A 24,713-nucleotide genomic window follows, 5' to 3' on the forward strand; every position below is an offset into this window, starting at 1 on the left:
CGTTCGTCCGACACCACGGCGTCTCACCACGTGAGAGGACCCGGGCTCCGGTGCGGTCAGGCCGCGCGGCCGGTCTCGCGGGCGGCGAGCAGCGCGCGGACCGCCTCGACGGCGGCGCCGGTCACGGAGGGGTCAGCGCCGTGCCGGGGTCGCGCGCTGAGCCGCACCGGGGACACGGCGGGCAAGCCCTGGACCGGGATCAGTCCCTCGGGGTGCTGGCCGCCTGGAACGGCGAGCAGCGCAGTGCCCAGTCCCGCGCGGGCCGCGTCCAGGACGCCCGCGAGATATCCGGCCTCGGCGACGACGGTGGCCGGTGTGCGGTGGGCGGCCAGCGCGGTGAGGGCGCGGCGGCGTATGACGCACGGTTCGTTGACGGCGACCAGCGGCAGCGGGGCGGGAGCGACGGGCGGCGTCCAGCCAGGGGCGGCGTACCAGCGCAGCGGCAGTCCGCCCACGGGGTCGCCCGCCGCTGCGGTCGCCTCGGTGACGTAGACGGCGAGGTCGAGTTCGCCGCGGTCGACCGCGTCCGTCAGTCGTGCCGAGCGGTCGATCCGCACGCGGACCTCGGCACCCGGACGCACCTCCCGTACGGCCTCGGTGAGCACCGGGAGGATCTGGTCGGCGCCGTGCTCGGTGGCGCCGACGACGACGGTGGCGGTTCCAGGGTCACCCTCACCCAGCAGCCTGCGTACGGCCGCGTCGTGCGCTCCCACGATCAGCCGCGCCTCCTCCAGGAGCTGGGCACCGCGCGCGGTGAACCGGGTCTTGCGGCCGTCGCGTTCGACGACGGGAAGGCCCAGCGTCTTCTCCAGCCGCCGTACGTGCTGGCTGACCGCGGACTGGCTGAGGGCGAGCACGCCGGCGGCGCGGTGGAAGCCGCCGTAGTCGGCTACGGCGATCAGGCTGCGCAGTGCCACGATGTCCAGGACCGGTCGCATGGGCGCAGGCTAGCACCCATTGATCAGGGATCGTGATCGGTTTTGATGGCGAATCGTCGTTGGACGTACGGCTTTCGCCTCCTGCATGCTGGGCGCATGCCGCGTACAGCCAACGCGTCGGCCTGCGGGCCGCGCCCCCACAGCACCGGACCCCGGCCGTCGGCCGTCGGGTCGGCGGTGTGCTGCGGTGCGGGCACCTGGCTGACGCGGCGGCGGGTGGTCGACCTCGGCCGCGCCGTCACCATGCGCTGTCGCTGATCCGCGCACGCTTCGACGCTCCGTTGAGCCGGAACCGGCCCGGCTGATCCCGCACGCCAGGTGGCTGTGCGGCCCCTCGACGCAGGTACGCGTCACGCTCTCCCCCGCCCACGGCACAGGTGCGCCCCGCCCTCCCCCTGAGCCCTCCGATGAATCGAGTCACCATGAGCTCTCCTCAGCCTGTCCACGCCTGGGACGAACCAGAGGGGATCGCGCCGCGCGGCACCCTCGTCCTCCTGCCCGGCCGCGGTGAACACGGCGGCGTGTACGAGCGGTTCGGCAGCCGCATCGCCGCCGACGGCTACCGCGTCCGCGCCTTGCCCGACCCCTCCCCCGCGCCGGAGACGGTCACCGACCAGGCCGCCAAACTGCTGCGCGACGAGACACTGCCCGGCCCCCGGGTACTGGCCGGCTCCGACACCGGGGCCCTGTACGCGGCGTGGCTCGCGGCGCGGGGCACACCGGGCCTGGACGCGCTGATCCTTGCCGGGCTGCCCACCGCGCCGCGCGCCCTCGCGGCGACGCCCGACTGGGAGGCCGAACTCGACCAGCGCACCGCCTGCCCCACGCACCGGGGCAGGCTCGCCTCCGACGACGCGTTCCGGCGCGGTGCGCTCACGGACACGGCCGCTGCCGACCTGCCCACCCTGGAGGGCATCTCCGTCCCCGTCCTCGCCCTGCACGGCGCCGACGACACGGTCAGCCCGCTCCCGGCGGCCGGCCTCACCTACCGCGCACTGCCCGGTGTGGAGCTGGTGAGCCTGGCCGGGACCCGGCACGACGCCCTCAACGACGTCACCCACCGCACGGCCGCCGCCACGATCGTGCTGTTCCTGGAGCGGCTGCGGCTCTCCCCGGGCCTCGCGCCCATCGCCGTACGGGAGGACCTCGTATGACCGCCCCGGTGCTGACCGGCGTGGCCGAGCTGCGCTCCCTGCTGCACAGCGGTGATCCGAGCCCCGTCGTCCTCGACGTGCGGTGGCGGCTCGGCGACCCGCACGGCCGCGAGCACTACCTCAAGGAGCACATCCCGGGCGCCGTCTATGTGGACCTCGACACCGAACTGGCCGCCCCGCCCACGCCCGAGGGCGGTCGCCATCCCCTCCCCGACCCAGCGGACCTCCAGGCGGCGGCGCGTCGCTGGGGCCTCACCACGGGCCGCCCGGTGGTCGTCTACGACGACAACGGCAACACCGCCGCCGCCCGCGCCTGGTGGCTGCTGCGCTGGGCGGGAGTCGAGCGGGTGACTCTGCTCGACGGGGCGCTGGGCGCCTGGCGCGCGGCCGGACTCCCCACGGAGACCGGCGAGTCCGAGGCTCCCGCGCCGGGCGACATCGTGCTCAGCCCGGGGCGGTTGCCCGTGCTGGACGCGGACGCGGCGGCCGAACTCGCCCGTGACGGTGTGCTGCTGGACGCCCGCGCCGCCGAGCGGTACCGGGGCGAGAGCGAACCGGTCGATCCGCGTGCCGGGCACATCCCCGGTGCGCTGTCCGCCCCCACGGGCGACAACCTCGATCCCGACGGGACTTTCCGCGACGTGGAGGAACTCGCCGTGCGGTTCACGGCGCTGGGTGCCGACGACGCGACCGAGGTGGGGGTCTACTGCGGCTCCGGCGTCACGGCCGCCCACCAGATCGCGGCGCTCGCCCACGCCGGCATCCCCGCCGCGCTGTACCCCGGCTCCTGGTCCGCCTGGTCCGCCGACCCCGGCCGCCCGGCCGTGCTGGGCGAACAGCCGTACTGAATCCCCGACACTCTCCCGACTCCTCCCCGAGAGGCCGCCCATGCCCTCCCCGAACACCGCCGTCTCCGGAACGTCTCCGCCGACGCACGCACCGGCACGGCCGACGCCACCGGCCCCGACCCCCACGAAGAGCGACCCCCCTGCACGCCCACGCCGGCGCCCCGCCCTCCGCGTGCCGCGCGGTGTGCGCCGTGCCGCCGGGCCCCTCGGGCTGCTGGTGGTGTGGTTCCTGGGAAGCACCACCGGTGTGCTGCCCGAGTCCGTCCTCGCCTCCCCCGTCGACGTCGTCCAGCGGGCCGTCGATCTGACCGGGACCGGTGAACTGCCGCAGGCGATCGCCGCGTCCGGCCGCCGCGCCGCGATCGGGTTCCTCATCGGTGCGGCCGTCGCCCTCGCCCTGTCGCTCACGGCGGGACTGTTCCGGCTGGGCGAGGACGTGATCGACGCGTCGATGGGCATGTTCCGGGCCATCCCCTGGGTGGGCCTGATCCCGCTGTTCATCGTCTGGTTCGGCATCGACGAGACCCCGAAGATCGCTCTGGTCGCCCTCGGTGTGACGTACCCGCTGTACTTCAACATCTACGGCGGAATCCGCTCCGCCGACGCCCAGCTCATCGAAGCGGGACGGATGGCGGGGCTCGGCCGCATCGGTCTCATCCGGTACGTGATCCTGCCGTCCGCACTGCCCGGAGCGCTGGTGGGTCTGCGGTACGCGCTGTCCACCGCCTGGCTCGCCCTGGTCTTCGCCGAGCAGGTCAACGCGGACGCCGGCATCGGCTACCTGATGAGCAATGCCCAGCAGTACTTCCAGACCGACGTCATCGTCCTGTGCCTGGCCGTCTACGCGGTCCTCGGCCTGCTGTGCGACTTCGCCGTACGGCTGCTGTCGCGACGGCTGCTGGCCTGGCGTGCCTCGTTCGACGGCGAAGGAGCGTGACCGACATGACGGAGACGGCGAACGTGAAGGTCCGCGGGCTGACCCGGGCCTTCGACGACAAGACGGTCATCGACGGGCTGGATCTCACCCTGCGCCGGGGCGAGTTCGTCGCGCTGCTCGGCCACAGCGGCTGCGGCAAGTCGACGCTGCTGAAGATCCTCGCCGGGCTCGACGACGAGACCGAGGGCGAGGTGAGCGTGCCGGAGCGCCGGTCGGTGGCCTTCCAGTCGCCGCGGCTGATGCCCTGGCTGCGGGTTTGGCGCAACGTCGTGCTCGGCCTGCCCGGGTCCCCGGACCGGGCACTCGCCGAGCGGTATCTGGCCGAGGTGGGCATCGAGGAGTACGCCGGCCGCTGGCCCAAGACCCTGTCCGGCGGCCAGGCCCAGCGCGTCTCCCTGGCCCGCGCTCTGGTGCGCGAACCCGAACTGCTTCTCCTCGACGAGCCGTTCGGCGCCCTGGACGCCCTCACCCGAGGCAAGGCACAGCGGCTGGTAGCGGATCTCTGGCAGCGGCACGGCTGCTCGGTGCTGCTGGTCACCCACGACGTGGAGGAGGCGCTGCTGCTGGCCGACCGGGTCCTGGTGATGGACGACGGGCGGATCGCGTACGAGGCCGAAGTCGGCCTGGAGCGGCCGCGCGACCTCGGCTCCCCCGACTTCGTACGACTCCGCGGCGAACTGCTGCACCGCCTGGGCGTCCACGACGCCTCGGCGCATCCCCTGGAAGAGGCACCCGCATGAACCCCGTCAACCGCATCAGCCGTGCGCTGAGCTCCGCACTCGCCCTCACCGCGCTCCTCGCCACCGCGGCCTGCGGCGGGAACAGCGAGGCCGCGTCCGGTGACTCCTCGTCGCGGGTGACCCTCACCATCGGCGACCAGGCGAAGAACCTGCAGACCCTGCTCAACGCCTCCGGCGCCCTCGAAGGCACGTCGTACGACGTGAAGTGGGCCGAGTTCGAGGGCGCGGCCCCGCTCTTCCAGGCCGTGCAGGCGGGTGCCGCGGACACCTCGTACGCCGCCGACCTCCCCACGCTCCAGGCCCTTTCCGGGCGTGTGCCGGTCAAGGCGGTGGGCGCCCTGCACAACGACGGCACGCACACCGGGATCGTGGTCCGTGACGACTCGTCGGTGAGGAGCGTGAAGGACCTCAAGGGCAAGAAGGTCGTGGTCTCCTCGGCGAAGGGGTCCATCGCCGAGTACCTGCTCGCGCACGCGCTTCAGCAGGCGGGGCTGAGCTACGACGACGTCAAGGTCCAGTATCTGCTACCGACCGACGCGCAGGCCGCGTTCACCTCGGGCAAGATCGAGGCGTGGGCCACCTTCGGGGTCTACAAGTCCGTCGCCGAGCAGCAGGGCGGCCGGCTCCTCGTCAACGGCGCCGACGGTCGCGTGAGCGGCTACGGCTTCATCGGCGCCTCCGAGAAGGCACTGGCCGACCAGGGCAAGAAGGCCGCCATCTCCGACTACCTTCGCCGCCTGGACAAGGCTCTCGCCTGGTCGCGGGAACATCCGGGCGACTACGCCAAGGCCATCCAGCAGACCAGCGGTGCCTCCCCCGAGATCGCGAAGGCCCTGGTGAGCCAGGCCAACAGCGAGCTGGAGCCGGTGAGTCCGCAGGTCGTCCAGGCCGTGCAGAAGGTCGGCGACACCATGCACGGCATCGGCGTCCTCAACCCCAACCCGACCGTCGCCGACCACGTCGACACCAGCCTCGTCAAGGAGTGAGCCCCGCCATGCCGGTCGAGTTCATCAGCGCCGTCCATCCCAACCCCGCCACCGAGGGCGACCCCACCGCGGGCACGGGCATCGACGTCGACTACGCCCGCCGCTACGCCCGCGCCCTGGACGACGGCGGCTTCGACTACACCCTCGTCACCTACCACTCCGCCTCCCCCGACGCACTTCAGCTGGCCCAGTTCGTGGCCCACCACACCGAGCGCATCAAACCCGTCCTCGCCCACCGCCCCGGCGTGATCTTCCCGACCCACGCGGCCCGTGCCCTGGCGACCCTGGACCGGATCAGCAAGGGGCGCCTGGTGGTCCACATCATCTCCGGCGGAAGCGACGAGGAGCAGCGCCGCGAGGGCGACTACCTGAGCAAGAGCGAGCGGTACGCGCGTTCGGACGAGTACATCCGGATCCTGCGGGACGTGTGGGCGGCCGACGGGCCACTCTCGCACGAGGGCGCGTACTACCGCTTCGAGGGCTTCCGCTCCGACGTCACCCCGTACCACGGCACGATCCCGATCTCGGTGGGCGGCTCCTCGCAGGACGCCTACCGGGTGGGCGGGCAGCAGGGCGACATCTTCGGGCTGTGGGGCGAGCCGCTGAAGGAGACCGCCGAGCAGATCGCCGCGGTCAACGCCCACGCGGACGCCGCCGGCCGGCCCCGCCCCCGGATCTGGGTGTCGTTCCGCCCGATCATCGCGCCCACCGACGAACTGGCCTGGGAAAAGGCGCACCGCATCCTCGGCTCGATCAAGACCAACCACGCCGAGCGCGCCAAGCAACGCCACTACCCGGCGCTCGGCCAGGGCACCCCCGCCAACGTCGGCTCGCAGCGGCTGCTGGCCGTCGCCGAACGCGGCGAGGTCCACGACCGCTGCCTGTGGACCGCGCCCGCCTCCGCCACCAACGCCGCCGGCGCCTCCACCGCGCTCGTCGGCTCACCCGAGACGGTCGCCAAGGCACTGCTCGACTACGTCGACATCGGCTGCGAGCTGCTGTCCGTCCGCGGCTACGACCCGCTCAACGACGCGATCGACTACGCCCGTCACGTCCTCCCGCTGGTCCGCCAGGAGCTGGCACACCGCGCCGCCTCGGGAGCGGCCGCGTGAGGCGGGCCGGGGGCGCTCTCGCACTCGCCGGGCTCCTCGTCGTGGTCCTCAGCGCCTGCGGTGGCCCCGCGGGCGCGGAGGACGGCGGCGACACCGTCACGCTGCGCGTGGGCGCGACGGGCTGGAAGCGCGAGGAGGCCCTGCTGAAGCTCGCCCACCTCGACGACACGCCGTACCAGGTGCGGTGGAGTCTCTTCCAGGGTGGCGACAAGCAGCTGGAGGCGGTCCGGGCCGGGGCTCTCGACGTGGCGAGCTCCAGCGAGATCCCGCCGGTGTTCGCCGCCGCCGACGGCAGGCCCAACTTCAAGGTCGTCGCCGTGCAGCGCGGCACCACGCTCAACCAGGAGGTCATCGCCCCCAAGGGCTCGGACATCACCTCGATCGCGCAGCTCAAGGGCAAGAAGGTGGGCTACGTCAAGAACACCACCGCCCACTACTTCCTCTACGAGCTGCTCAAGCAGGCCGGACTCGGCTGGGACGACATCACCGCCGCCCCGCTGGAACCCGACAAGGCGCTGGCCGCGCTGAACGGCGGCTCGATCGACGCCTTCGCCGGATACGGCAACGCGATCATCACGGCCCGTCAGCAGGGCGCCCGCACCATCGGCTCCGGCAAGGACATCCTCTCGGGCAACTTCCTGTGGTCCGCCTCCGACGACACGCTCGGCAGCGCGGCCGAGCGCGAGGCGCTGGCCGATCTGCTCGGCCGTATCGACAAGGCGTACACGTACGTCCGCGACGGGCACGAGCAGGAGTACGCGAAGGTCGTCGCCACCGCCACGCACCAGCCGGTGGAGCAGGCGCTGGAGGAGTTCGAGGAGGGCGAGGCACAGCGGAAGACCGAGGTGCGGGCGGTGACCGCGCAGGCCACCGCGTCCCAGCAGGAGGTCGCCGACGCCTTCCGGGGTCTCGGCGCGCTGAAGCAGCCGCTGACGGTCTCCGCGTTCTGGACCGACCGTCTCAACTCCCCGCTGCGGAAGGCACTTTCCTCATGACCACCGCGCTCCGGCCGCCCGTCCCCGATCTCGCTGACCTCACCTCGGTGGCGGACCGCCTCGCCGCCACGGCTGCCACGTACGACCGCACGGGCGCCTTTCCCTCCGACGGCATCCGCGCCGCGCACGAGGCAGGGCTGCTGACCGCCACCGTCAGCGAGCGCTACGGCGGTCCGGGCCTCGGGGTCGCCGCCACCGCGCGCATCCTGCACGCACTGGGCGAAGGAGATCCCTCGGTCGCGCTCATCGCGGCGATGAGCCTGACGATCCACCACCGCCAGGCCGTACGGCCGCACTGGCCCGAGGAGTTGTACGGGCGGATAGTGGCAGCCGCGTCCGGGCGGCCGGTGCTGCTCAACCATGTTCGGGTGGAGCCCGAGCTGGGCTCACCGGCGCGCGGCGGGCTGCCCGCGACGGTGGCCCGGCGCACGGCGACCGGCTGGACCCTCACCGGCCGCAAGCGGTTCGCCACCGGCGTCGAGGGGCTCGACTGGCTGCTCGTGTGGGCCACCACGGACGAACCCACACCGCGGGTCGGCACGTTCGCCGTCCCCGGCGCCTCCCCCGGCATCGAGATCACCCACCGCTGGAACCACCTGGGTCTGCGGGCCAGCGGGAGCCACGACATCGCACTGCACGAGGTCGAGATCCCCGCCGGGAACCTGGTCGACATCGCCGCACACGGCCCGGGCGCCGAGCAGGACAACCGGGCAGCCGCTGCCCTCCATCTCCCGCTCGCCGCCCTCTACCTGGGTGTGGCCCGCGCGGCCCAGCGGTACTTCCACCGCTTCGCACACGAACGGATCCCCGCCAACCTCGGCCACCCGGTCGCCCGTACGGAACGCTTCCGGCGGGCCGCCGGCGAGATCGCCCTGCGGCTGGACTCCGCCGAACAGTTGGTGTTCGGCGGCGCCGAGCGCGTGGACGCGGCCGACGAGACGTACACCCCCGAACTGGCCCTGGGCGCCCGGGTCCTGGCCGACCGGCACTCCGTCGATGCGGTCGGGCTGGCGGTACGGCTGCTGGGCAACCCGGGGCTGAGCCGCGACAACCCGCTGGAGCGTCACTTCCGCGACGTCCAGTGCGCGCCGGTGCACGCCCCGCAGGAGGACGTCGCGCTGCTCGCCGTCGGCAGCCGCGTGCTGGAGGGCACCCGATGACCGTCACCCAGCGCCGCACCGTCGAGGCCCTGTTGACCGCCCTGAGCCGTGACCTGCCGGGAGACGCCCTCAGCACCGGCCCCGAGGCCACCGCCCCGTACGCCGCCGACCGCTCCGGCAGCCGCCCGGACGGTGAGCCGTGGGCCGTCGTGCACGCGGTGAACGCCGAGCAGGTGCGGACGACACTGCGGCATGCGCACGCGCTGCGGGTGCCGGTGGTGCCGCGCGGGGCCGGGACCGGACTGTCCGGCGGCGCGAACGCCGGCACGGGCACGGTCGTTCTGGACCTGTCGCGGATGAACCGCATCCTCGACCTGGACCCGCACGACCAGATCGCCGTCGTCGAACCGGGCGTCGTCACCGCCGAACTGGATCGCGCGGCGGGTGAGTTCGGGCTGCGCTACGCCCCCGACCCGGCGAGTGCGGCGATCTCCACCGTGGGCGGCAACATCGCCACCAACGCGGGCGGGCTGCGCTGCGCCAAGTACGGGGTGACCCGGGACGCGGTGCTGGGCCTCGACGTGGTCCTCGCGGACGGCACACCGATGCGGACCGGCCGGCGCACCGTCAAGGGAGTCACCGGCTACGACCTGACGGCCCTGCTCACCGGCTCCGAGGGCACCCTGGGCGTGATCACCGCGGCCACGCTGCGACTGCGGCCGGTGCCGGAGACGACAGCCACCGTCGCCGCCTACTTCGACACCTTCGCCGAAGGGGCCGAGGCCGTGTCGGCGCTGACCGCCGCCCGGCTGGAGCCTTCCATGGCCGAGCTGCTGGACGGACCGGTGCTGGCTGCCGTGGACGACGCGCAGGGCACGGACCTGCGCTCACGTGGCGGTGCGCTGCTGCTTCTGCAGTGCGACGGACGCGCGGCCGGGACCGAGGCGGAGCTGGGAGCGCAGGTGCTGCGCGGGCGCGCGACGTCGGTCGAGACGACCGACGACCCAGCGGAGGCGGACCGGCTGCTCACGGCCCGCAGGCTCGCTCTGCCCGCCCTGGAGCGGCTGGGGCGGGTGCTGATCGAGGACATCGCGGTGCCAAGGGCCCAATTGGCCACCGTGGCACGGGAGATCACCGCCATCGCCGAGCGCCACGACGTACGGATCTTCACCTTGGCCCATGCCGCGGACGGCAACCTCCATCCCATTCTCGTCCTCGACCCCGACACGCCCGGTATCCCTGACGCGGCGTGGCAGGCGGCGGGCGACATCTTCACCGCCGCGCTCCGCCTGGGCGGCACCCTCACCGGGGAGCACGGCGTGGGCACCCTCAAGCGGCGGTGGCTCGTGGACGAACTCGGCCCGGAGCAGCACGCGTTGCAGCAACGCATCAAGGCGGCCTTCGACCCGCATCACATCCTCAACCCAGGCAAAGCCCTCTGAAGGAGATTCTCCATGGCCACCGTTCTCTCCGTTTCCGGCAGCCCGTCCGCCACCTCCCGCACCGCCCGTCTCCTGCGTCACCTGGACGCCCGGCTCACGGACCAGGGGCACGAGGTGATCCCTCTGGACGTCCGCTCCCTCCCGCCCGAGGCTCTGCTGCGCGCCGACTTCGGTCATCCGGCGATCATCGAGGCCACCGCCCTGTTCGAGCGGGCGGACGGCGTCGTGATCGGCACCCCCGTCTACAAGGCCGCCTACTCAGGCCTGCTGAAGTCGCTGCTGGACCTGCTCCCGCAGTACGCACTGGCGGGCAAGACCGTCCTGCCGCTGGCCACCGGCGGCAGCACCGCCCACGTCCTGGCCATCGACTACGCCCTGCGCCCGGTGCTGAGCTCACTGGGCGCCGCCCACATCACCCCCGGCTGGTTCGTCCTGCACAAGGACATCGAAGTGCGGCAGGACGGCGGCATCAGCGTCGAGCCGGGTACGAGGGAGGCACTGGACCAGGTCACCGACCAGTTCTCCACCGCCCTCAGCGAACGCCGGCCGCTGCGGGCGGCGGCGTGAACGATGGCCGACGCGGGCCGTATCGCTCACGGTGGACCGGGCGCCGGTGACCTCGAGGATGCGGGCGGTGATGTCGAGGGTGTCCTTGGTGGAGGCGACCTTCGCACCGAGCGGGCGGAGACGGCGAGTTCGTCGTCGGTGATCACGTGGGTCATCGTGGGCTCTTTCCCTTGAACCCGGCTCACGGTGGGCGGCAGCCTCCTGGTGTGCGCCCAGAAGTCGTGGGCGATGACGACTCCCGTGCCGCGGTCTCCGAGCCCGACCCCTCCGCCCTGACCTGCCCGGGCGCCCAGGTCGGCCGTGCGCCACATGCCAGCGCAAGACCCACAAGTGAGTACGGCCTCGGCGGCTGCCCGCTGTGCCAGTGGTGCATGGCGCCGGCCATGGAGAAGTGGGGCCCGGGTGTGCGGTACATCAACACGCGCTCCTGACGAGCACCTTCAGCGGTCCGTACGGATGCCCCGGAAGCCTGGACCGAGCCCGCGCCGCTTGGGTGGCCTTCGCCCAGGGCCACCCGCCACGGGTACCGACGCCGCGCTGTCCCGCCCGGGCGCCTGGTCGTCCACGGTGATGCCCAGGCGGCCGGCGCGGCGCAGGACAAACAGAGCTGCCCGGTCGGAGGGCCTTCGCCCATCCGACCGGGCATCACACGTCCGCGTGGGTCAGGTTCGCGACCTGGCCCAGGCCGGTTTCACCGCCATCATCTGGGCCGTCTTCGCCGGATCGCGGTCAATGAGATCGCCCAAAGCCTCGTCGATCCGCCCGAGTACGTCCTCATCGAGGGGCTTGCCCGCCCCCGTCGCGTTCTCTTTGACCTGCTCGGGCCTGGTGGCGCCCACGACGACGGAGGTGACTCCCGGCCTGCTCAGCACCCAGGCGATGGCAAGCTGAGCGAGTGAGAGACCGGACGCCGCGGCGATCGGGCGCAGACTCTCGACACCGCTGAGCAGCTCCCGGCCGAGGACCCGGTTGATGAAGCTGGGCGCCCGGCCACCGGCGTTCGCCCGTGAGTCCTCGGGCCAGTCCTGTCCGGGCCCGTACTTGCCGGTGAGCACGCCCTGCGCGAGAGGCTGGAAGGCCAGCTGACCGATGCCCTCACGCAGACAGAGCGGGACGATCTCCGGCTCGATGATCCGCCACAGCATGCTGTACTGCGGCTGGTTGGACACGATCCGGCTGCGCAACCCGAGCTCGCCCGCCATGGTGAGGGCCGATTCGATCTGCGGGGCGGTCCACTCCGAGACACCGAGGTAGAGGACCTTTCCCTGCCGCACCAGGTCGTCGAAGGCGACCAGTGTTTCCTCGACGGGCGTCCGCTCGTCGAAGCGGTGGGCCTGGTAGACGTCGATGTAGTCGGTCCGCAGCCGGCGCAGGGAGGCCTCGCAGGACTCCATGATGTGCTTGCGGGACAGTCCGCGGTCGTTCGGGCCGTCCCCGGTCGGCAGGCACACCTTGCTCATGATCACCAGGGAGGAGCGCCTGACGCCTTGCAGGCCGTCTCCGAGCAGCTCCTCCGCGGCCCCTTGCGCGTACACGTCGGCGGTGTCGAACGCGGTGATCCCCGCGTCGAGTGCCGTCCGAATACAGGACAAAGCCTGCTCGCGGTCGGTCAGCTCGCCGTGGGTGAGCCAGTTGCCGTACGTGACCTCGCTGACCATCAGGCCGCTGCGACCGAGCTGACGATGTTCCATTGACCTTGTCTAGCCTCTCTCCTCATGGTGGCGCGCCGCAGCCGCGTCGACCGGCACCAAGGCGCCGCCAGGGTGACAGTCGGCGAGGAGACGCATGGTCCTGTCGTGATGCACCAGCGGTACTCCTTCGCCGATGCGGACCATCTCGACCGCCCCGGTGACCACCTCGTGGTCACCGACCGGGACTGTCCGGTGCACGATGACATTCCATGGCAAACAGCGCGTCCGGCAGCACTGGGGAAACGTGCGGCACCAGCACCGTCCATTCCCCGTTGAACTTGTCGGTCCCCTTTGTAGCGAACAGGCTTACCACCGCGCGATGTGGTCGCCAAGATGGCTGATTTCGAAGCGCCCCGCCTCCTGGATGGCGGTCAGCGTCCGCGCCGACCGTGCCACACCGGCCAGAACGAGCGGTGGGTCCCAGGACACAGAACAGAAGGCGCTCGCGGTGAGTCCGCGAGCGCCTCCGCGGTCTCCTCGTGCCGTGCCGAGAGTGACCCCGCTGGGAAACCGTGCGAGCACGGTCCAAAACTTATTGGCCGAGACCACGCGTGCTCGTTTCAGGACGTGAAGGGCCGAAGGACCAGCTCGACCGCCCGGTTCGTGTCTCCAGGACCAGGTCGCCGAGTAAGGAATACCTGGTGCCGCAGGCCCTCGTCGTGGTCGAACAGGGACAGTTGGGCGCCCGGGGTGCGGTCGTTCGCGCCGCACGGTGATGCGGGTGCCGACCGGGTAACCGGCAAAGTCGACCATGCCGGTCAGTTCGGCGACCTCGGCACCGTCTCGCAGTGTCCCGTTCTGGTCCAAGGCGGGATGCCAGAGAGTTTCGGGCAGTGAGCGGATCGCACCACGGCCTTGCTCGGTGACCGCGTATCCGACCGAGAACCGCAGGTTCAATTTGCTGCTCGCGCAAGGCCCGGATATGCGTGAGGAAGGCCTTCGCGGATCCGGCGCTGTCGGCGCGGACCAGGATCTGGGTGCCGTACCGGCGAGCGTCGGGGATCTGTGCGGGGGCATCGTCCAGCACCGCGATGTGATCGGCGGCGGTGTTGGCTCCGGAGTTGCCGAGTCGCAGTCGGCCAGACATGGCCTCGCCCGTTTTTCGCGAGGAAGCAGAGCAGCGGATGAAAGCCGAAGCCGCCTTTGCAAGTGGGCGCGGCCGCCGGTTTCGGCGGCCTGCATCCAGGCGACTTCCCGGGCTGAGGCACGGGCCGCTCGCAGCGAGGCGAGTGCTGCCCCGCCGGTGTCGGCGAGCAACCGCCAGGCGGTGGGCGTGGAGACGACCGGTCCGAATACCTCGCCTTGGTCCCGCAGCACGGCCAGATCCGCTATCGCCTCACCGCCGTCGAGTCAGACCGGTGGCATCGGCAAGATCCGCCAGCAAACGTGCGCCCGCGGGCCCACCACCCCCGAACCGTCAGTGGAGACGTGGAGATTGGGACGAGAACGGATACCCTGCGCGCGCTGAAAGTGCCTTCCGCTTGGACGGACAGACCCCCTCGACAAGGTTCATCGCCCTAGCTCAGAAGGCACTTTCGTATTTCCTCCCCGCTTACGGCCTCATCTCAACCGAAACGACGAGATCATTCGCCGAGGATCCGCTCCCACAGCAGCCCGTCCCGCCAGCTCCCGTTGAGAAAGATCGAGGAGTGCGCGACGCCGTACGGGCTGAACCCGTTGCGGCGCAGCACCCGCTGCGACGGCAGATTCTCCAGATTCGTGGACGCCTCGGCGCGGTGCAACCCGAGTTCGTCCGTCATCACCCGAAGTACAAGCCCGACGGCGTGCCCGGCGTGCCCTTGGTTCTGGGCGACGCTGGCGATCCAGTATCCGACGGAGGCGCGGCGCAGGTGCGGCTGCGGCAGGATGCCTCCGACGGTGACCTGCCCGATCACCTGGTCGTCGGCGAGTACCACGCCCGGCCAGACCGTGCCGGCTCGGTATCCGGCCAGCAGCTTGTCGATCCGCTCCGCCTGGCCCTCCGGGGTGAAGAAGTCGGCCGGCTGGGCCGGTTCCCACGGCCGGAAAGCCTCGAAGTCCCGCACCCGATGCGCGGATATCGGGGCGGCGTCGGTGGGCTCGATCAGGCGAATCCTAGTGCTGCTGCGCATGGGCGGGCTGATCCTCGCGGTGCGTCGAATAAGACGTCCAGCCTATGCAAGGGTGCCCGCGCCGCCGAACACCCTACGCCCGCCGGAGGATCGAGTCGATCGCGCAGCTCGTGTTTTCGATCCCCTGCACGCAGAACGTGCCTTCCGCTCGGACCGACAGAACTCCTCGACAAGGTTCATCGATCGTCCCCAGCTCAGAAGGCACTTTCGCATTTCCTCCCGGCTTCCGGCCTCATCTCGACCGAAACGGCGAGGCTAGCGATGGAGTAGATCACCGTGCTGGTGGCGGCCGGTGAGATCGACTGCCTTCACCGCTCGGCGACGACCTCAGCCGTCTACCCGTTCCCGCAGTTCCGTCAGCAGCACCCGGCCGTCGGCGATCTGAAAGCGAGGAGACTCCCAGCTCAACATGTCGCCATCGGTGAACTCAACGCCGACCCGCAACACTCTGGCCACCCCTCCGACGACAGAATCCGCCCACGCCGAACAGCAGCAACCGATGTGTGGACAACGCCACGACGAACCGCTGCGGCAGCCTCAGCGGCACCGGCGACGGGCCCGAGCCGACCGCCGCCCCCAAGATGGCGCCTCCACCCGCGGCCATCGTCGCCCGCGCACCGCCGACGCGGAACGCCAGCACCGCATGCCGCACCTGCTCCTCGGACGGCTCGCCGTCACCCAGCCGCGCCTGCGCCTCCGCATCACGTCGGACATGCCGGCAAGCTACCCCGTGACCCCGCAGCGACGTGACCCCTCGCCCGCCTCTTGGCGCCAACTTCGTCCTGCTACGCCGCGACGGAGCCGCTGACTGGCAAAGGTATTCCGTGGCGGCATGACCCGACCGAGCGGACCGAGCTGTTCGGGACGCCCGCGTCTCCTGCTCGGGGTCGCTGGAGGTCGTGGACGTGGCACCCCGGCCATAGGGCCTGCCCACGCCGGGGCGTACAGCTCGGACTCATCTCCTTCGCGCAGGAAGAAGGCCCGGGCCTACGGCGATGGACATGGCGCTGTTCTGCTCGGGCCGTCAGTGCTCGGACCGGCACTCCGGCCGGATGCGTCGTGACAGGTGGCTCACTCCCCTGCCGGCCGGGGCCTCAGCCGGCGCCAGTGCCCGGCCGTTTGGTGAAGCGCTGCCACCAGTGGCGCCGCCTGGGGTGCACCGTGCGGCCGAGCCGACGACCGATCAGCAGGTAGCCCAGCAAGGCACCCGACGTGTTGAGCAGGACATCATCGATGTCGAAGGCCCGCCCGGTGATCAGGGCACCTTGGACGAGTTCGACCAGCAGCATCACCAGCGCCGTGAGTGCTGTCAGGCGCAGCAGCCCGCGGGCTCTGGGAACCAGCACCGGCAACAGCACGCCGAACGGGATGCCCAGCACGATGTTGCCGCCGAGCTGCTTGGCCGTGTCACGGAAGGCAGGCTGCGCGAGGTAGCTGCGTATGGAGTCCCCAGGGCGCAGATTACTGTGCGTCAACGACTCGGAGGCAGGAGACGGTTCCAAAGTCAGCCGGGCCAGCAACACCGCGAAAGCCACCGTCGCCGCAAAGGCCACCAGCATGACCACAGCACGCCCCCACCAGGAGAGAACGGGCTTGCCAGGGCCGGCCCGGCCCTCTGCCTTCTTCGCGGCTTTGTCGTACAGAACTGTGCGCGCCATCACGGCCCCCAGTCAGGGTTGGTTGCCGTTCCGTTACCCTCGAAGAGAAACGGCACGCACTCGGCGGTGCACACGAATCCGTACGGCGAAGACGTCGGCGTGCCCCGGCGGCAGTTGACTGAGAAAGCGGCGCAGCAGTGCCTCGCCGGCCCACCTCCGCGAGTGTGACGAGCGCTGCGACCTGGTGACAGCTGCGGCGAGCGGCGGGCACATCCGCCGCGTCCCCGGCGGCGACTGCATCGACAAAACCGAAAGGTGCCAGGGGTTCTCGGCGAGGGCTCGCGTGACGTCCAGAGGATCCAGACCCGTGAGCTGCACGATGCGCGGTGCGGGAATCCCCGTGGTGGCCGCGCGCTGCACCAGGACTTCCCAGTCCTCGGTGGCGTCCCGGAAGCCGAGCAGCGCGGCGGTTCTGCGCCGAGACGACATCGGCCGTCTCACCCCCGGCGCCCGCGCGGACCTGCTACTCCTCGCTGCCCCAGATCACGTCCAAACGACCTGCCGACCGGGCTGGCCCAGCAGCGCAACGTGCGTGAGGTCTGATCAAGCGGCCCCCGCCCGCCACCGCTGCTCGGTGCCTGCACCCGCCGACTCCAGCGACAGCCCGTCCCCGGCGCCGCCGTCCGGCGTGACGGCCGTACCGAAGGCGATGGCGGGGCGGATCAGCCCGTCCTCGTCCACCACGAACATCAGGTTCCGGCCGTTGCGGCCGTCCACCGAGTCGCAACCCCAGATCCCGACGCCCCGGTGCGTCGCTCCCCGGCTGTCCAGGCAGAAGTCGGGATCGGCGGCCGACTGGAGCACCCTGCGGTCGTCGTCGACGCGCCAGCGCTGGGTGCGTGATGAGGAGCAGGGGGCCGTGATCACATCGGTCCCGTTGGAGAAAGCGCCGCTCACGTCCAGGCACAGGCCAGACGCGACGTTCACAACCTGCGCGAACGAGCCGGAGAGCGGGCGCGTGGAGGAGGGCGGCGGCTTCGGGCTCGCCGTCTTCGTCGGTGACGGACTCCTCGTCGGGGAGGGCGACTTCGAGGTCCGCGACGGCGAGGGCGGCGGCGAGGGCGAGGGCGAGGCCGGCGACGGCGTCGCCGACACAGTGGCCGTCACCGTCACCGCCACCGGCGGCGCACTCACCCGAGCGTTATCCGAGCCCACCGGGTCGTGCGACGGCGATCCGCCCTGCGCCATCAGGAACACCGCCACCGGCAGCAAGGCCACCCCCAGCACTGCCGACACCAGCACGGTGCGCCGGCGATCCGGTGTCCCTTCCCCCTCCTCCAGATCCCGCCCGGACCCGGCAGGGCCGGACCCGCTCCGCCACACGGCGGTGCCACCGGCCGCCCGCTCGCCCGGGTCACCCGCCGCGTACGCCGTGCCGCCCCACGGCAGCAGCCCCTCCGCCAGCGCCGCGCGCGGTGCGTCCCGCAGGGCTGACAGCTCCTCGTAGGCCGTCGTGCAGTGCGGGCAGCGCGCCATATGGGCGTGCAGATCGGAGCTGTCGCGGGGGCTGTCAGGCCGTATGGACTCCTCGATGAGGCGGCCGAAGTCGGGGCAGTCCGGGTCCTCGGAGGCGGTGAGGCGGGTGCGCAGGCAGGCACGGGCCAGCTGCTGCAGCGCCGCGTCTGTGCCGTAGGTGACGTCCTCCCGGGTCAGGCCGAGGAGGGCGGCCGTGTTTTCCGTGGGCTCCCGCTCCACGATCCCGTACCAGATCAGGCCCTGAGTACGGGAAGGCAGGGACTGAAACGCCGTGAGCATGGAGGGCAGGGGGCCGGAGGGGCCGGCCGTGTTCAGGACGAGCAACAGCCCCGCGTCCAGGGCGGCCGCCCGCCCGTCCCCTGCCCAGGACCCGGCCGACCGGGCGACCAGCAGGAGGAGTTGGTGGCGCCAGGGCAGTCCCGAGTCGATCCCGCGGGCGGTCTGACGGGCCGCCAGCATGAACGCCTGGGCCGCCAGCTGTCGTGCCGTGGACTCATTGGGAGTGCACAGCCTGGCGTAGGCGAGGACGTGCGGATGATGACGAGCGCGCAGTTCCTGGAGCGCCGGATACGCCGTGACCGTATCAGCGCGCAGCAGCTCGGTAAGCCGCGCGTCGGACGCGCCCTCGTGGATCCCGTGACCGGGCTCCGCACCGCCACGATCCCTGTCGTCGTCGGCACGAGCCATCCCGCCGCCTCCTCGCAACCTTGCGACCCGCGCGCAGACCTGACCTACCGGCGGGTATGACGGCTCATAGTGGAGCAAGAGAGGTCATGGGGAAAGGGTTTCTGTGGGTAACCCATGAGCCGGCGGCAAAGGGTCTCGATGACACAGAGGCCCTTCCCTGCGGGACGACTGTCTGCGGTCGCCGGGGTGTTAGGCGCCCCAAGCCTGCTGCCGTCGTGCAGCTCGCCGAGCAGAGGCGATGCAACCGGTCGAAGACACCGGTCTCATGCCACCGCCCCAGCCGGCGCCAGCAGGGGGCTCGGTGTCAAGGCTGGAGGGCGATCAGGGCGGTGTAGGCGGCCTGGATGAAGGCGTTGCCCAGGGCGGGTGCGGTGTTCGCCAGAGCTACCAGGGCTGTGCCGTGTTGGAGGTTGAAGCCGGCGAAGGCGGTGCAGCCGCGGGTGGCGCCAGCGTGGTGATAGAGGCTGGTCCCGTCGGGGCGGGTGCGGATGTTCCAGACCAACGCCATCCCCCGGTTGTCCCGGAGCCGCAGGCGGGGGCGGCGGACCTCCCTGAGCGCGGTCCGCAGCGTGGGGGGCACGCTGGTCGTGCGGGGGTCGAGGAGGGCTTCGGTGAGGGTGAGCAGGTCGCGGGCGCTGGCGCGCAGAGCACCGGCGGCCGGCAGGCCCGGGACGTGGAAGGGGGGCCTCGGTCGGCGGTGCCAGTAGCCGGTGGCCTGCGTGGTCCCGGCGGGGGGTGTCGGCTCGCAGTCGATGTCGTGCAGGCCCAGCGGGGCGAGTACCCGGTCGTGGAGGAGTGCGGCGTAGTCGGTGGCGCCGGCCGCGTCTAGGAGTGCGTGGCCCAGCAGGCCCACGCCGAAGTTGGAGTAGCGCACGCGGGTGCCGGGAGGGGCGTGCAGGCGGGTGCGGGCCAGTGCGCGCAATACGTGGTCGGTGGTGAAGCCGGCGTAGGGGTTGGTGAACAGTGCCGGAAGGGCTTGGCGCAGCAGGCCGGGGGGCAGGCGGGGCAGGCCGGAGGTGTGGGTGGCCAGGTGGGTGAGGGTGATCGCATGTCCACCCGGGGGCAGGAGCACGTGTGCGGGCAGGTGGCGGCAGAGCGGGTCGTTCAGCTCCAGCACGCCGCTGGCGGCTTGTTCGGCCAGGAGCAGGGCGGTGAACGGCTTGGTCAGGGACCCGATCTCGAACCGCGTGGCCGGTGTGGAGGGGGCTGCGTCGTGGTGGGTGGTGGTGCGGCCGCGCGCGATCAGCGCCCGGTGTCCGGCGCGGTGCAGACCGACGACGGTGCTGGCGCCGGGCGCGGCCGACAGCAGCGACGTCACCGCCTGTCGCACACCGGCCGAGTCGAGGATGGGCCCGGCTTCGCCGTGGTGCCGGCGCTGCGCGTCGTCTTCTGCCAGGTGCGGGAGGCGAGGTGTGGGGCCCGCAGGTACGGGCAGGCCGTCGGCGCCGGGATGGGCCGGGGTGGGGGTCACTGCGGGCGGTCCCCGTGCGCGGGGGCCAGAAGGCCGGTGCCGGATCCGTCACCGGCGCGGTCCAGAGCACGGGTGAGGGCGACGGTGCCGGCGACGGCGGCCACGATCGTGGTGTGCTGGTGCTCCTGGAAGCGAATGACGGGATCGTCGTCGACGGGGTTCCCGTCGCGGGGCATCAGGCCGTCGGGGTGCTGGCGTTGGGCCAGGCACTGCCAGTCGGCCGGATCAGCGTGCGGGTGGAGCAGGCAGCTGTCGACCAGGAGGAGTTCGCCGACCAGGTCGAACTGGCAGGTCTCGGTCCAGATGTCGATCCACACCGGCAGCCAGCGGGTGAGATGGGCGGCCACGTCCTCGGGCAGGCCGTCGGGCCGGGCCCCCCAGTCGGTGAGATGGAAGACGGTGTGGGTGAGGTGATAGCCCGTCATCCAGTCGATGTGCCAGGGCGCTGGGGTGCTGCCCAGCCAGGTGGCTCGCGCCAGCGTCTCCCACTGGGCCGCCTCCAGGGCTTGACCGTGGCCGGTGATGCGCAGGGCGTTGGCCACGGCGAGGCGCCGGTTGGGCACATGTTCGACGAGCGTGACGATGCCCGTGGCGGCGAGGTGGGGGATGAGCCGTTCCACTCCCGGGTGGCGGTAGCCGGCACGCGCGAAGTGGGCGTACCCCTCCAGGGCGTCGGTGAGGAGGGGGTGGCGCAGAAGGCGGTCGTAGAGCAGTGCGCCTTCCTGCAACTGGTCCCAGCAGAAGTCGAGCAGGTTGCGGGCCAGGGCGGCCTCACGGCTGCCTGCGGCGCCGTCACGCAGGACCAGGCAGGCGGCCAGCGCCGTCTCGGTCAGCGCCTTGTAGGCATCCGGGTCCCCTGCGATCCCGCCGTCACCCAGTGCACCCCGGCGGCGGTTGGCGTGCAGCCACGTCAGGGCCCGGGCGGCCATGTCCTGCGCGATGCCGGCCACTGTGGTCATTTCCGGGTCCACGCCCGCTCCCCCTCCAGCATCCGGTTGGCGATCGCCACGTCCAGCAGGCACCGTTCACCGCCCCCGCGCAGCGCGATCTCCGCGCCGAGCACGCCCGCGTCCACCGGGAGCGTGCTGCCGTCGGCGGCCAGCCAGGCCAGCCAGCGGTTCAAGCGCGCCGCCGTGGCGAAGTCACCCCTGAGCAGCGCGCGGGTCGCCCCCCGCGCCAGACCCAGGACGCCACCGCGGGCGGCATCGTGGACCGGACCATCCAGATGAGGCAGGGCCAGTGACGCCAACTGCCCCATACGCAGCGACCACGCCACCCAGCCCTCCCTCACACTCCCGCCTTCGGCAGCGCCGCCGGTCCGGTGACGGCGAGGCAGCCGGTCCTCGCAGACCGGCGGGCCGGGCGGCACCGGCGCGGGCACCGGCGGTTGCGTGGCATCCGCCCCGGCCAAGGCCGTGACCAGACCCCAGTCCGTCCAGGCCCGCAGCCACGCCCCCTCACCGCCGTGCAGCACTGCCACGGACGCGCGTGGTGCGGGCGGCAGCGCCGAAAGAGCGAGGCGGACGGCCTGCGACTCCGGCGCCGGCAGCGGCCGCCCGGCCAGCAGGTGCCCCGCCACTACATCGGCGGACAACAGGCGCACGGCGCCTGCCGCGACCACCGGGCCGGGCGCCCCTTCACGGGCGCCCGCATGCCCGGCCGCGGTCGAACCGCCCCCTTCGGCGGCCGCCCGCAGATGGTCGGCCACGGGGGTCCCACTGCCCGCACCGCCGAGCCCCTCACGGACCCGCCGTGCCAGCACCTCCACCGAGGCGCTGTGAACCGCCCGGGACCGATGAGTGATCATCGACGCCGAGACTCCTTCGGCTCCTTCGGCGCGAGAGCCAGCGCGAGAACCAGAACTGGGATCCCTGCCTCCGGGCCGGGAGACGGGGCGGCGCTCACCGGCGCCTCGGGATGCGTCAGCAGGTCCTCCAGGACCTCCGCATCCAGCGTCATTGTGTCGGGCGACAGAACTTCGGTCAGCATGACAACTCCTCGGAGAGAAAAGCCGCTTCGTACCTGCACTGTTGCCGGGCCGCACCGGCCCACACGAGGGGTCAGCCCTGCACCACCCGAGTGAGTGGAAAAAACACACAATTCACCCGACCGTGTGGGTGAGTGTTCGCAGATGTGTGCGACTCGGGCATGCTCGCCCAGTCCACGCACCGAACCCCTCTGACTCTCACCACAGACGACGAACCGCCATGCCGGCTCTTGCCCGGGAAGAGGGAACTGGCCGCGGGGCCGTAATCGAATCTCGTGCGGCCGTTCTTCGCCCGTCGTCTGTCGCGGCAGGACCGGGGCGGCGACCAACAAGGGCCGGGCCTGACCCGTGACGGTGTGCCAGTCGCGGCAGCGCCGGATGTCTCCCCCGCAGGTCCACCAGAAGACAGTGACGAGCGGACGTCCCGGGTCGGCCGCGAAGCGCGGATAGGAGCGCTGGGAGCGTGAGACGTGCTTCTCCCGATGGGAGCCATGCGGGGAACTGAGTCGGCCGAGCTAAGGGCTGGTCGGTGGGGCGATGACCAACTCGGTGTCCGGGTCGTGGTCGATCTTCGGAGGGCCGGCGACGATCGCAGTGGCTCGGGACCACGGCTGTTCTCGCAACGTGAACGGCAGTTCCTCCAGCAGCCAGTTCGCCACGTGCTCCAGCTGCTCCGGGGAGTCACCGTCGCGGGCGACCAACAAGCGCTCTTGCTCATCGAGATCGCCCTGCATCCACACCGAGGCGTCCAACCACGGGGCAAGCTCTGCGCGAATGACGCCGGTGCCCTCGACCCAGACGAAGTCGGCACCGGCGGGGATGGTGATCGATCCGGGCCGATCGTGGGTGATCCAGGCATCAGGGCGGAATTGCACCGCCTCACCTCGATGCAGGGGTTGCAGGATGTTCTCGACGAGCACGGCACCCCAGTCGAAGCAGGCGTGGTTCCAGGCGATGTCGTCGGTGTGCATGATGGCGGAGTTGGGCACCACCTTGCGTAGCCGCTCGGCCAGGGTCGTCTTGCCGGCGCCGCCCCTGCCGTCGATCGCGATCACCCTCGGACGTCCGGTGACGTCGGGTGATGCATCGCGCAGCTGCCGGACGGCGTCGAGCACGGTCACCACCCGCCAGCCAACGGCTTCGGTCTCGCCTGGATGCAGACGCATCGACAAACCTGTCTCCGGAGGTGAGGACACGCTTCCGGCCTGCCCGGACGGTCCACCGGTCGACTGACCTTATCGAGGTCATGGTCGAGCGGCCACGTCGGAGTCGGGCGGCGACACTCGATCCGTTTCGCCAGCCCCGGTATCGGCCGCGGACTGGGGGAACCCCAAGCGATCAGGCAGGTCGAAAAGAGGTCACTGAGTGAACGTCACTTCTCACTGACTTTGATCATGCAGGTGCGTCCCAGGTGGCTCCCGAACTCGTGTGCTCCGCTGTCGCCGTTCGCTCACCGTTTGGCGAGCAGCTGCTGGAAGGCGAGCGCGGTAGCGTGGCCGGCGGCCGCCACGTCGACGACGACCAGGCCAGGCCTGCTGACGTGCGTCTCGTTGATCGGGTCCATGTACGGCACTACGGCCGGGCCCCCGGGGAGAGTTCCGCCGCTGCCGTGCCTTCACCCGCCTGAGTTTCGGGCCGTCAGGGGCTGTCGCCGCCCCAGTCCCAGAGGGACGGATCTCCGGGGCGTGGGTCGTACAGCGCCCGGCCCCCAGGCCCGAACTGGCCGAGCTCAGTCGGGAGGGAGACACCGTCGTCGATCTCCTCCGGCCTCCAGCCGGTGATATCGAGCAGCAATCCGTCCAGCGGCCCGCCCACCAGTTCGGCGTAGCGCCGTCCCGGCTTGGGGCCCGGGTGTTCGTGGTCGGCTCCGTAGATCCGGCCGCGCAGCAGCTGCTCATCGTCGCTGTCCATCCGTTCAGCCTTGCAGCCGCCACTGACAGCGCGGGCGCCCAGGCGACCCTGGTGCCCCGTACGCTCATCCGTCGGCAGGCCGATGCAGACGGAGAGGGAGCGAATGGCAACGGACAGGGACATGCGCGGGCTCGCGGCAGGAGCCGACCGAGCGGCCCGGCCGGCCGAGAACGCCCCTCCCCGACGCCCACCCCATACGGGTCCGATTCGCTGGTTCCTGTTCAACAGCGCGTGCGTAGCGGCCTCGGTGGCCCTGATGTGGTTCGCTCCGGTGGTGCCCCTGCCGGGCTTCCTGCGCGGCCCGGCCTTCATCACCTCCGCGCTGGCGATACCCCTGGCGCTCGTCCTGGTACCGGCCCTCTTGCTCCGCCACCTCACTCATAAGAAGCCGCCGAAAGTGGCCATCGGGGCGCTCACCGTTGCCCTCACCGCCACAGTCGTGCTGGCGGTCATCACCCGAGAGGCCGGCGAAGAGCGGGGCCTGGAGAAACGGGGCCGGTGGACCGAGGCCGTCGTGGTCGACGTCGACAACGGCAAGACCGACAAGTGCACGCTCCGCACCCGCGACGGCCGGGAGATCTCACCTCAGATGACGGACGGCTGCGACCCGGAAAGGGTGGAGCCAGGGGACAGACTTCGCGTGCTTTACGACCCCAAGGGAGCAGCTGGTCCGTTCGAGGACACGGAAGTGGATCTGGACCCCGGCGCATACAAAGGGATCATCGGCGGCCTGGCAGCGCTGATCGTCGTGACAGGCACGTGGGGCTGCGTACGGGTGAGCCGGGAGGAAAAGTAGACGGGGGACACTCCCTGGACATGGCGGTGGGCGGCAAGGCGGATCGTGGGTGGCTGCAATCCGGGGTGCGTATCGGCTGGTGTGTTGGCCGGCTCGTCCGCCTCAA

The 24,713-nt window shown here is 71.4% G+C and carries 27 protein-coding genes and 1 pseudogene; 12 read left to right on the top strand and 16 right to left on the bottom strand.

What is annotated here, in order from left to right:
* Positions 1-56 precede the first annotated feature (56 nt).
* Positions 57-938 carry a LysR family transcriptional regulator gene (locus CP976_RS00200; RefSeq protein WP_150478441.1) on the bottom strand — a complete coding sequence of 294 codons (882 nt, stop codon included), beginning with the start codon at positions 936-938 and terminating at the stop codon, positions 57-59.
* 96 nt (positions 939-1,034) lie between these two features.
* Between CP976_RS00200 and CP976_RS42725 the strand changes: the two genes are divergently transcribed.
* From CP976_RS42725 to ssuE, 11 genes are all read left to right on the top strand, one after another.
* Positions 1,035-1,196: a hypothetical protein gene (locus CP976_RS42725; RefSeq protein WP_167537243.1), complete on the top strand. Its 162-nt coding sequence runs from the start codon at positions 1,035-1,037 to the stop codon at positions 1,194-1,196.
* Between the two features lie 164 nt (positions 1,197-1,360).
* Positions 1,361-2,092: an alpha/beta hydrolase gene (locus CP976_RS00205; protein ID WP_229876471.1), complete on the top strand. Its 732-nt coding sequence runs from the start codon at positions 1,361-1,363 to the stop codon at positions 2,090-2,092.
* A complete protein-coding gene (locus CP976_RS00210; protein WP_150478443.1) occupies positions 2,089-2,940 on the top strand; it encodes a sulfurtransferase in 852 nt (283 codons plus the stop codon). The genes CP976_RS00205 and CP976_RS00210 overlap by 4 nt, the downstream gene beginning before the upstream one ends.
* A gap of 40 nt (positions 2,941-2,980) precedes the next feature.
* Positions 2,981-3,877, top strand: coding sequence for an ABC transporter permease (locus CP976_RS00215; RefSeq protein ID WP_150478444.1), 897 nt, complete (start codon positions 2,981-2,983; stop codon positions 3,875-3,877).
* 5 nt (positions 3,878-3,882) lie between these two features.
* Positions 3,883-4,617: an ABC transporter ATP-binding protein gene (locus CP976_RS00220; RefSeq protein WP_150478445.1), complete on the top strand. Its 735-nt coding sequence runs from the start codon at positions 3,883-3,885 to the stop codon at positions 4,615-4,617.
* On the top strand, positions 4,614-5,603 hold the full coding sequence (locus CP976_RS00225) for an ABC transporter substrate-binding protein (protein WP_150478446.1): 990 nt from the start codon (positions 4,614-4,616) through the stop codon (positions 5,601-5,603). Before CP976_RS00220 ends, CP976_RS00225 begins: the two co-directional genes overlap by 4 nt.
* Before the next feature lie 8 nt (positions 5,604-5,611).
* On the top strand, positions 5,612-6,715 hold the full coding sequence (locus CP976_RS00230) for an LLM class flavin-dependent oxidoreductase (RefSeq protein WP_150478447.1): 1,104 nt from the start codon (positions 5,612-5,614) through the stop codon (positions 6,713-6,715).
* Positions 6,712-7,710: an ABC transporter substrate-binding protein gene (locus tag CP976_RS00235; RefSeq protein WP_150478448.1), complete on the top strand. Its 999-nt coding sequence runs from the start codon at positions 6,712-6,714 to the stop codon at positions 7,708-7,710. The genes CP976_RS00230 and CP976_RS00235 overlap by 4 nt, the downstream gene beginning before the upstream one ends.
* On the top strand, positions 7,707-8,870 hold the full coding sequence (locus tag CP976_RS00240; RefSeq protein ID WP_229876473.1) for an acyl-CoA dehydrogenase family protein: 1,164 nt from the start codon (positions 7,707-7,709) through the stop codon (positions 8,868-8,870). Before CP976_RS00235 ends, CP976_RS00240 begins: the two co-directional genes overlap by 4 nt.
* Positions 8,867-10,252: an FAD-binding oxidoreductase gene (locus CP976_RS00245; RefSeq protein WP_150478449.1), complete on the top strand. Its 1,386-nt coding sequence runs from the start codon at positions 8,867-8,869 to the stop codon at positions 10,250-10,252. The genes CP976_RS00240 and CP976_RS00245 overlap by 4 nt, the downstream gene beginning before the upstream one ends.
* Before the next feature lie 12 nt (positions 10,253-10,264).
* The gene (ssuE, locus tag CP976_RS00250; RefSeq protein ID WP_150478450.1) at positions 10,265-10,819 is read left to right on the top strand and encodes an NADPH-dependent FMN reductase; all 555 of its coding nucleotides are present in this window, start codon (positions 10,265-10,267) and stop codon (positions 10,817-10,819) included.
* A gap of 662 nt (positions 10,820-11,481) precedes the next feature.
* Here the strand turns inward: ssuE and CP976_RS00260 are convergent.
* The 15 genes and pseudogenes from CP976_RS00260 to CP976_RS00325 form a co-directional block, all read right to left on the bottom strand.
* Positions 11,482-12,510: an aldo/keto reductase family protein gene (locus tag CP976_RS00260; protein WP_150478451.1), complete on the bottom strand. Its 1,029-nt coding sequence runs from the start codon at positions 12,508-12,510 to the stop codon at positions 11,482-11,484.
* A gap of 9 nt (positions 12,511-12,519) precedes the next feature.
* On the bottom strand, positions 12,520-12,708 hold the full coding sequence (locus CP976_RS00265) for a PNPOx family protein (protein ID WP_150478452.1): 189 nt from the start codon (positions 12,706-12,708) through the stop codon (positions 12,520-12,522).
* Between the two features lie 108 nt (positions 12,709-12,816).
* Positions 12,817-13,692, bottom strand: a complete 876-nt coding sequence (locus tag CP976_RS44580; protein WP_373304930.1) for a flavin reductase family protein — start codon at positions 13,690-13,692, stop codon at positions 12,817-12,819.
* Between the two features lie 401 nt (positions 13,693-14,093).
* A complete protein-coding gene (locus CP976_RS00280; protein WP_150478453.1) occupies positions 14,094-14,621 on the bottom strand; it encodes a GNAT family N-acetyltransferase in 528 nt (175 codons plus the stop codon).
* Positions 14,622-15,715: 1,094 nt separating this feature from the next.
* The gene (locus CP976_RS00285; protein WP_229876475.1) at positions 15,716-16,279 is read right to left on the bottom strand and encodes a VanZ family protein; all 564 of its coding nucleotides are present in this window, start codon (positions 16,277-16,279) and stop codon (positions 15,716-15,718) included.
* 33 nt (positions 16,280-16,312) lie between these two features.
* Complete coding sequence (locus CP976_RS43400; RefSeq protein ID WP_150478454.1) at positions 16,313-16,708, bottom strand: DUF6003 family protein; 396 nt, start codon at positions 16,706-16,708, stop codon at positions 16,313-16,315.
* Positions 16,709-16,822: 114 nt separating this feature from the next.
* Positions 16,823-18,442 (bottom strand): RICIN domain-containing protein, encoded by a 1,620-nt coding sequence (locus tag CP976_RS00295; protein ID WP_150478455.1) that lies wholly within the window; start codon positions 18,440-18,442, stop codon positions 16,823-16,825.
* Between the two features lie 304 nt (positions 18,443-18,746).
* Complete coding sequence (locus CP976_RS00300; protein WP_229876477.1) at positions 18,747-19,913, bottom strand: serine hydrolase domain-containing protein; 1,167 nt, start codon at positions 19,911-19,913, stop codon at positions 18,747-18,749.
* Positions 19,910-20,872: a DUF6895 family protein gene (locus CP976_RS00305; RefSeq protein ID WP_150478456.1), complete on the bottom strand. Its 963-nt coding sequence runs from the start codon at positions 20,870-20,872 to the stop codon at positions 19,910-19,912. The genes CP976_RS00300 and CP976_RS00305 overlap by 4 nt, the downstream gene beginning before the upstream one ends.
* A complete protein-coding gene (locus CP976_RS00310; RefSeq protein ID WP_150478457.1) occupies positions 20,869-21,720 on the bottom strand; it encodes a hypothetical protein in 852 nt (283 codons plus the stop codon). Before CP976_RS00310 ends, CP976_RS00305 begins: the two co-directional genes overlap by 4 nt.
* Positions 21,717-21,902: a hypothetical protein gene (locus CP976_RS00315; RefSeq protein WP_150478458.1), complete on the bottom strand. Its 186-nt coding sequence runs from the start codon at positions 21,900-21,902 to the stop codon at positions 21,717-21,719. The genes CP976_RS00310 and CP976_RS00315 overlap by 4 nt, the downstream gene beginning before the upstream one ends.
* 312 nt (positions 21,903-22,214) lie before the next feature.
* Positions 22,215-22,295, bottom strand: a pseudogene (locus CP976_RS44585) (DUF6336 family protein); the annotation flags it as partial.
* 120 nt (positions 22,296-22,415) lie between these two features.
* A complete protein-coding gene (locus CP976_RS00320) occupies positions 22,416-23,066 on the bottom strand; it encodes a uridine kinase family protein (protein WP_150485152.1) in 651 nt (216 codons plus the stop codon).
* Between the two features lie 284 nt (positions 23,067-23,350).
* Positions 23,351-23,464 (bottom strand): DUF6207 family protein, encoded by a 114-nt coding sequence (locus CP976_RS43405; RefSeq protein WP_229876478.1) that lies wholly within the window; start codon positions 23,462-23,464, stop codon positions 23,351-23,353.
* A 74-nt stretch (positions 23,465-23,538) separates the two neighbouring features.
* A complete protein-coding gene (locus CP976_RS00325; RefSeq protein ID WP_150478459.1) occupies positions 23,539-23,811 on the bottom strand; it encodes a hypothetical protein in 273 nt (90 codons plus the stop codon).
* A 121-nt stretch (positions 23,812-23,932) separates the two neighbouring features.
* Here CP976_RS00325 and CP976_RS00330 point away from each other — a divergent pair, with 121 nt between their 5' ends.
* Positions 23,933-24,607 carry a DUF3592 domain-containing protein gene (locus tag CP976_RS00330; RefSeq protein ID WP_150478460.1) on the top strand — a complete coding sequence of 225 codons (675 nt, stop codon included), beginning with the start codon at positions 23,933-23,935 and terminating at the stop codon, positions 24,605-24,607.
* Positions 24,608-24,713: the final 106 nt, after the last annotated feature.

Origin of the sequence: Streptomyces coeruleorubidus, assembly GCF_008705135.1 — a bacterium.
GTDB classification, from domain to species: Bacteria; Actinomycetota; Actinomycetes; order Streptomycetales; family Streptomycetaceae; genus Streptomyces; species Streptomyces coeruleofuscus.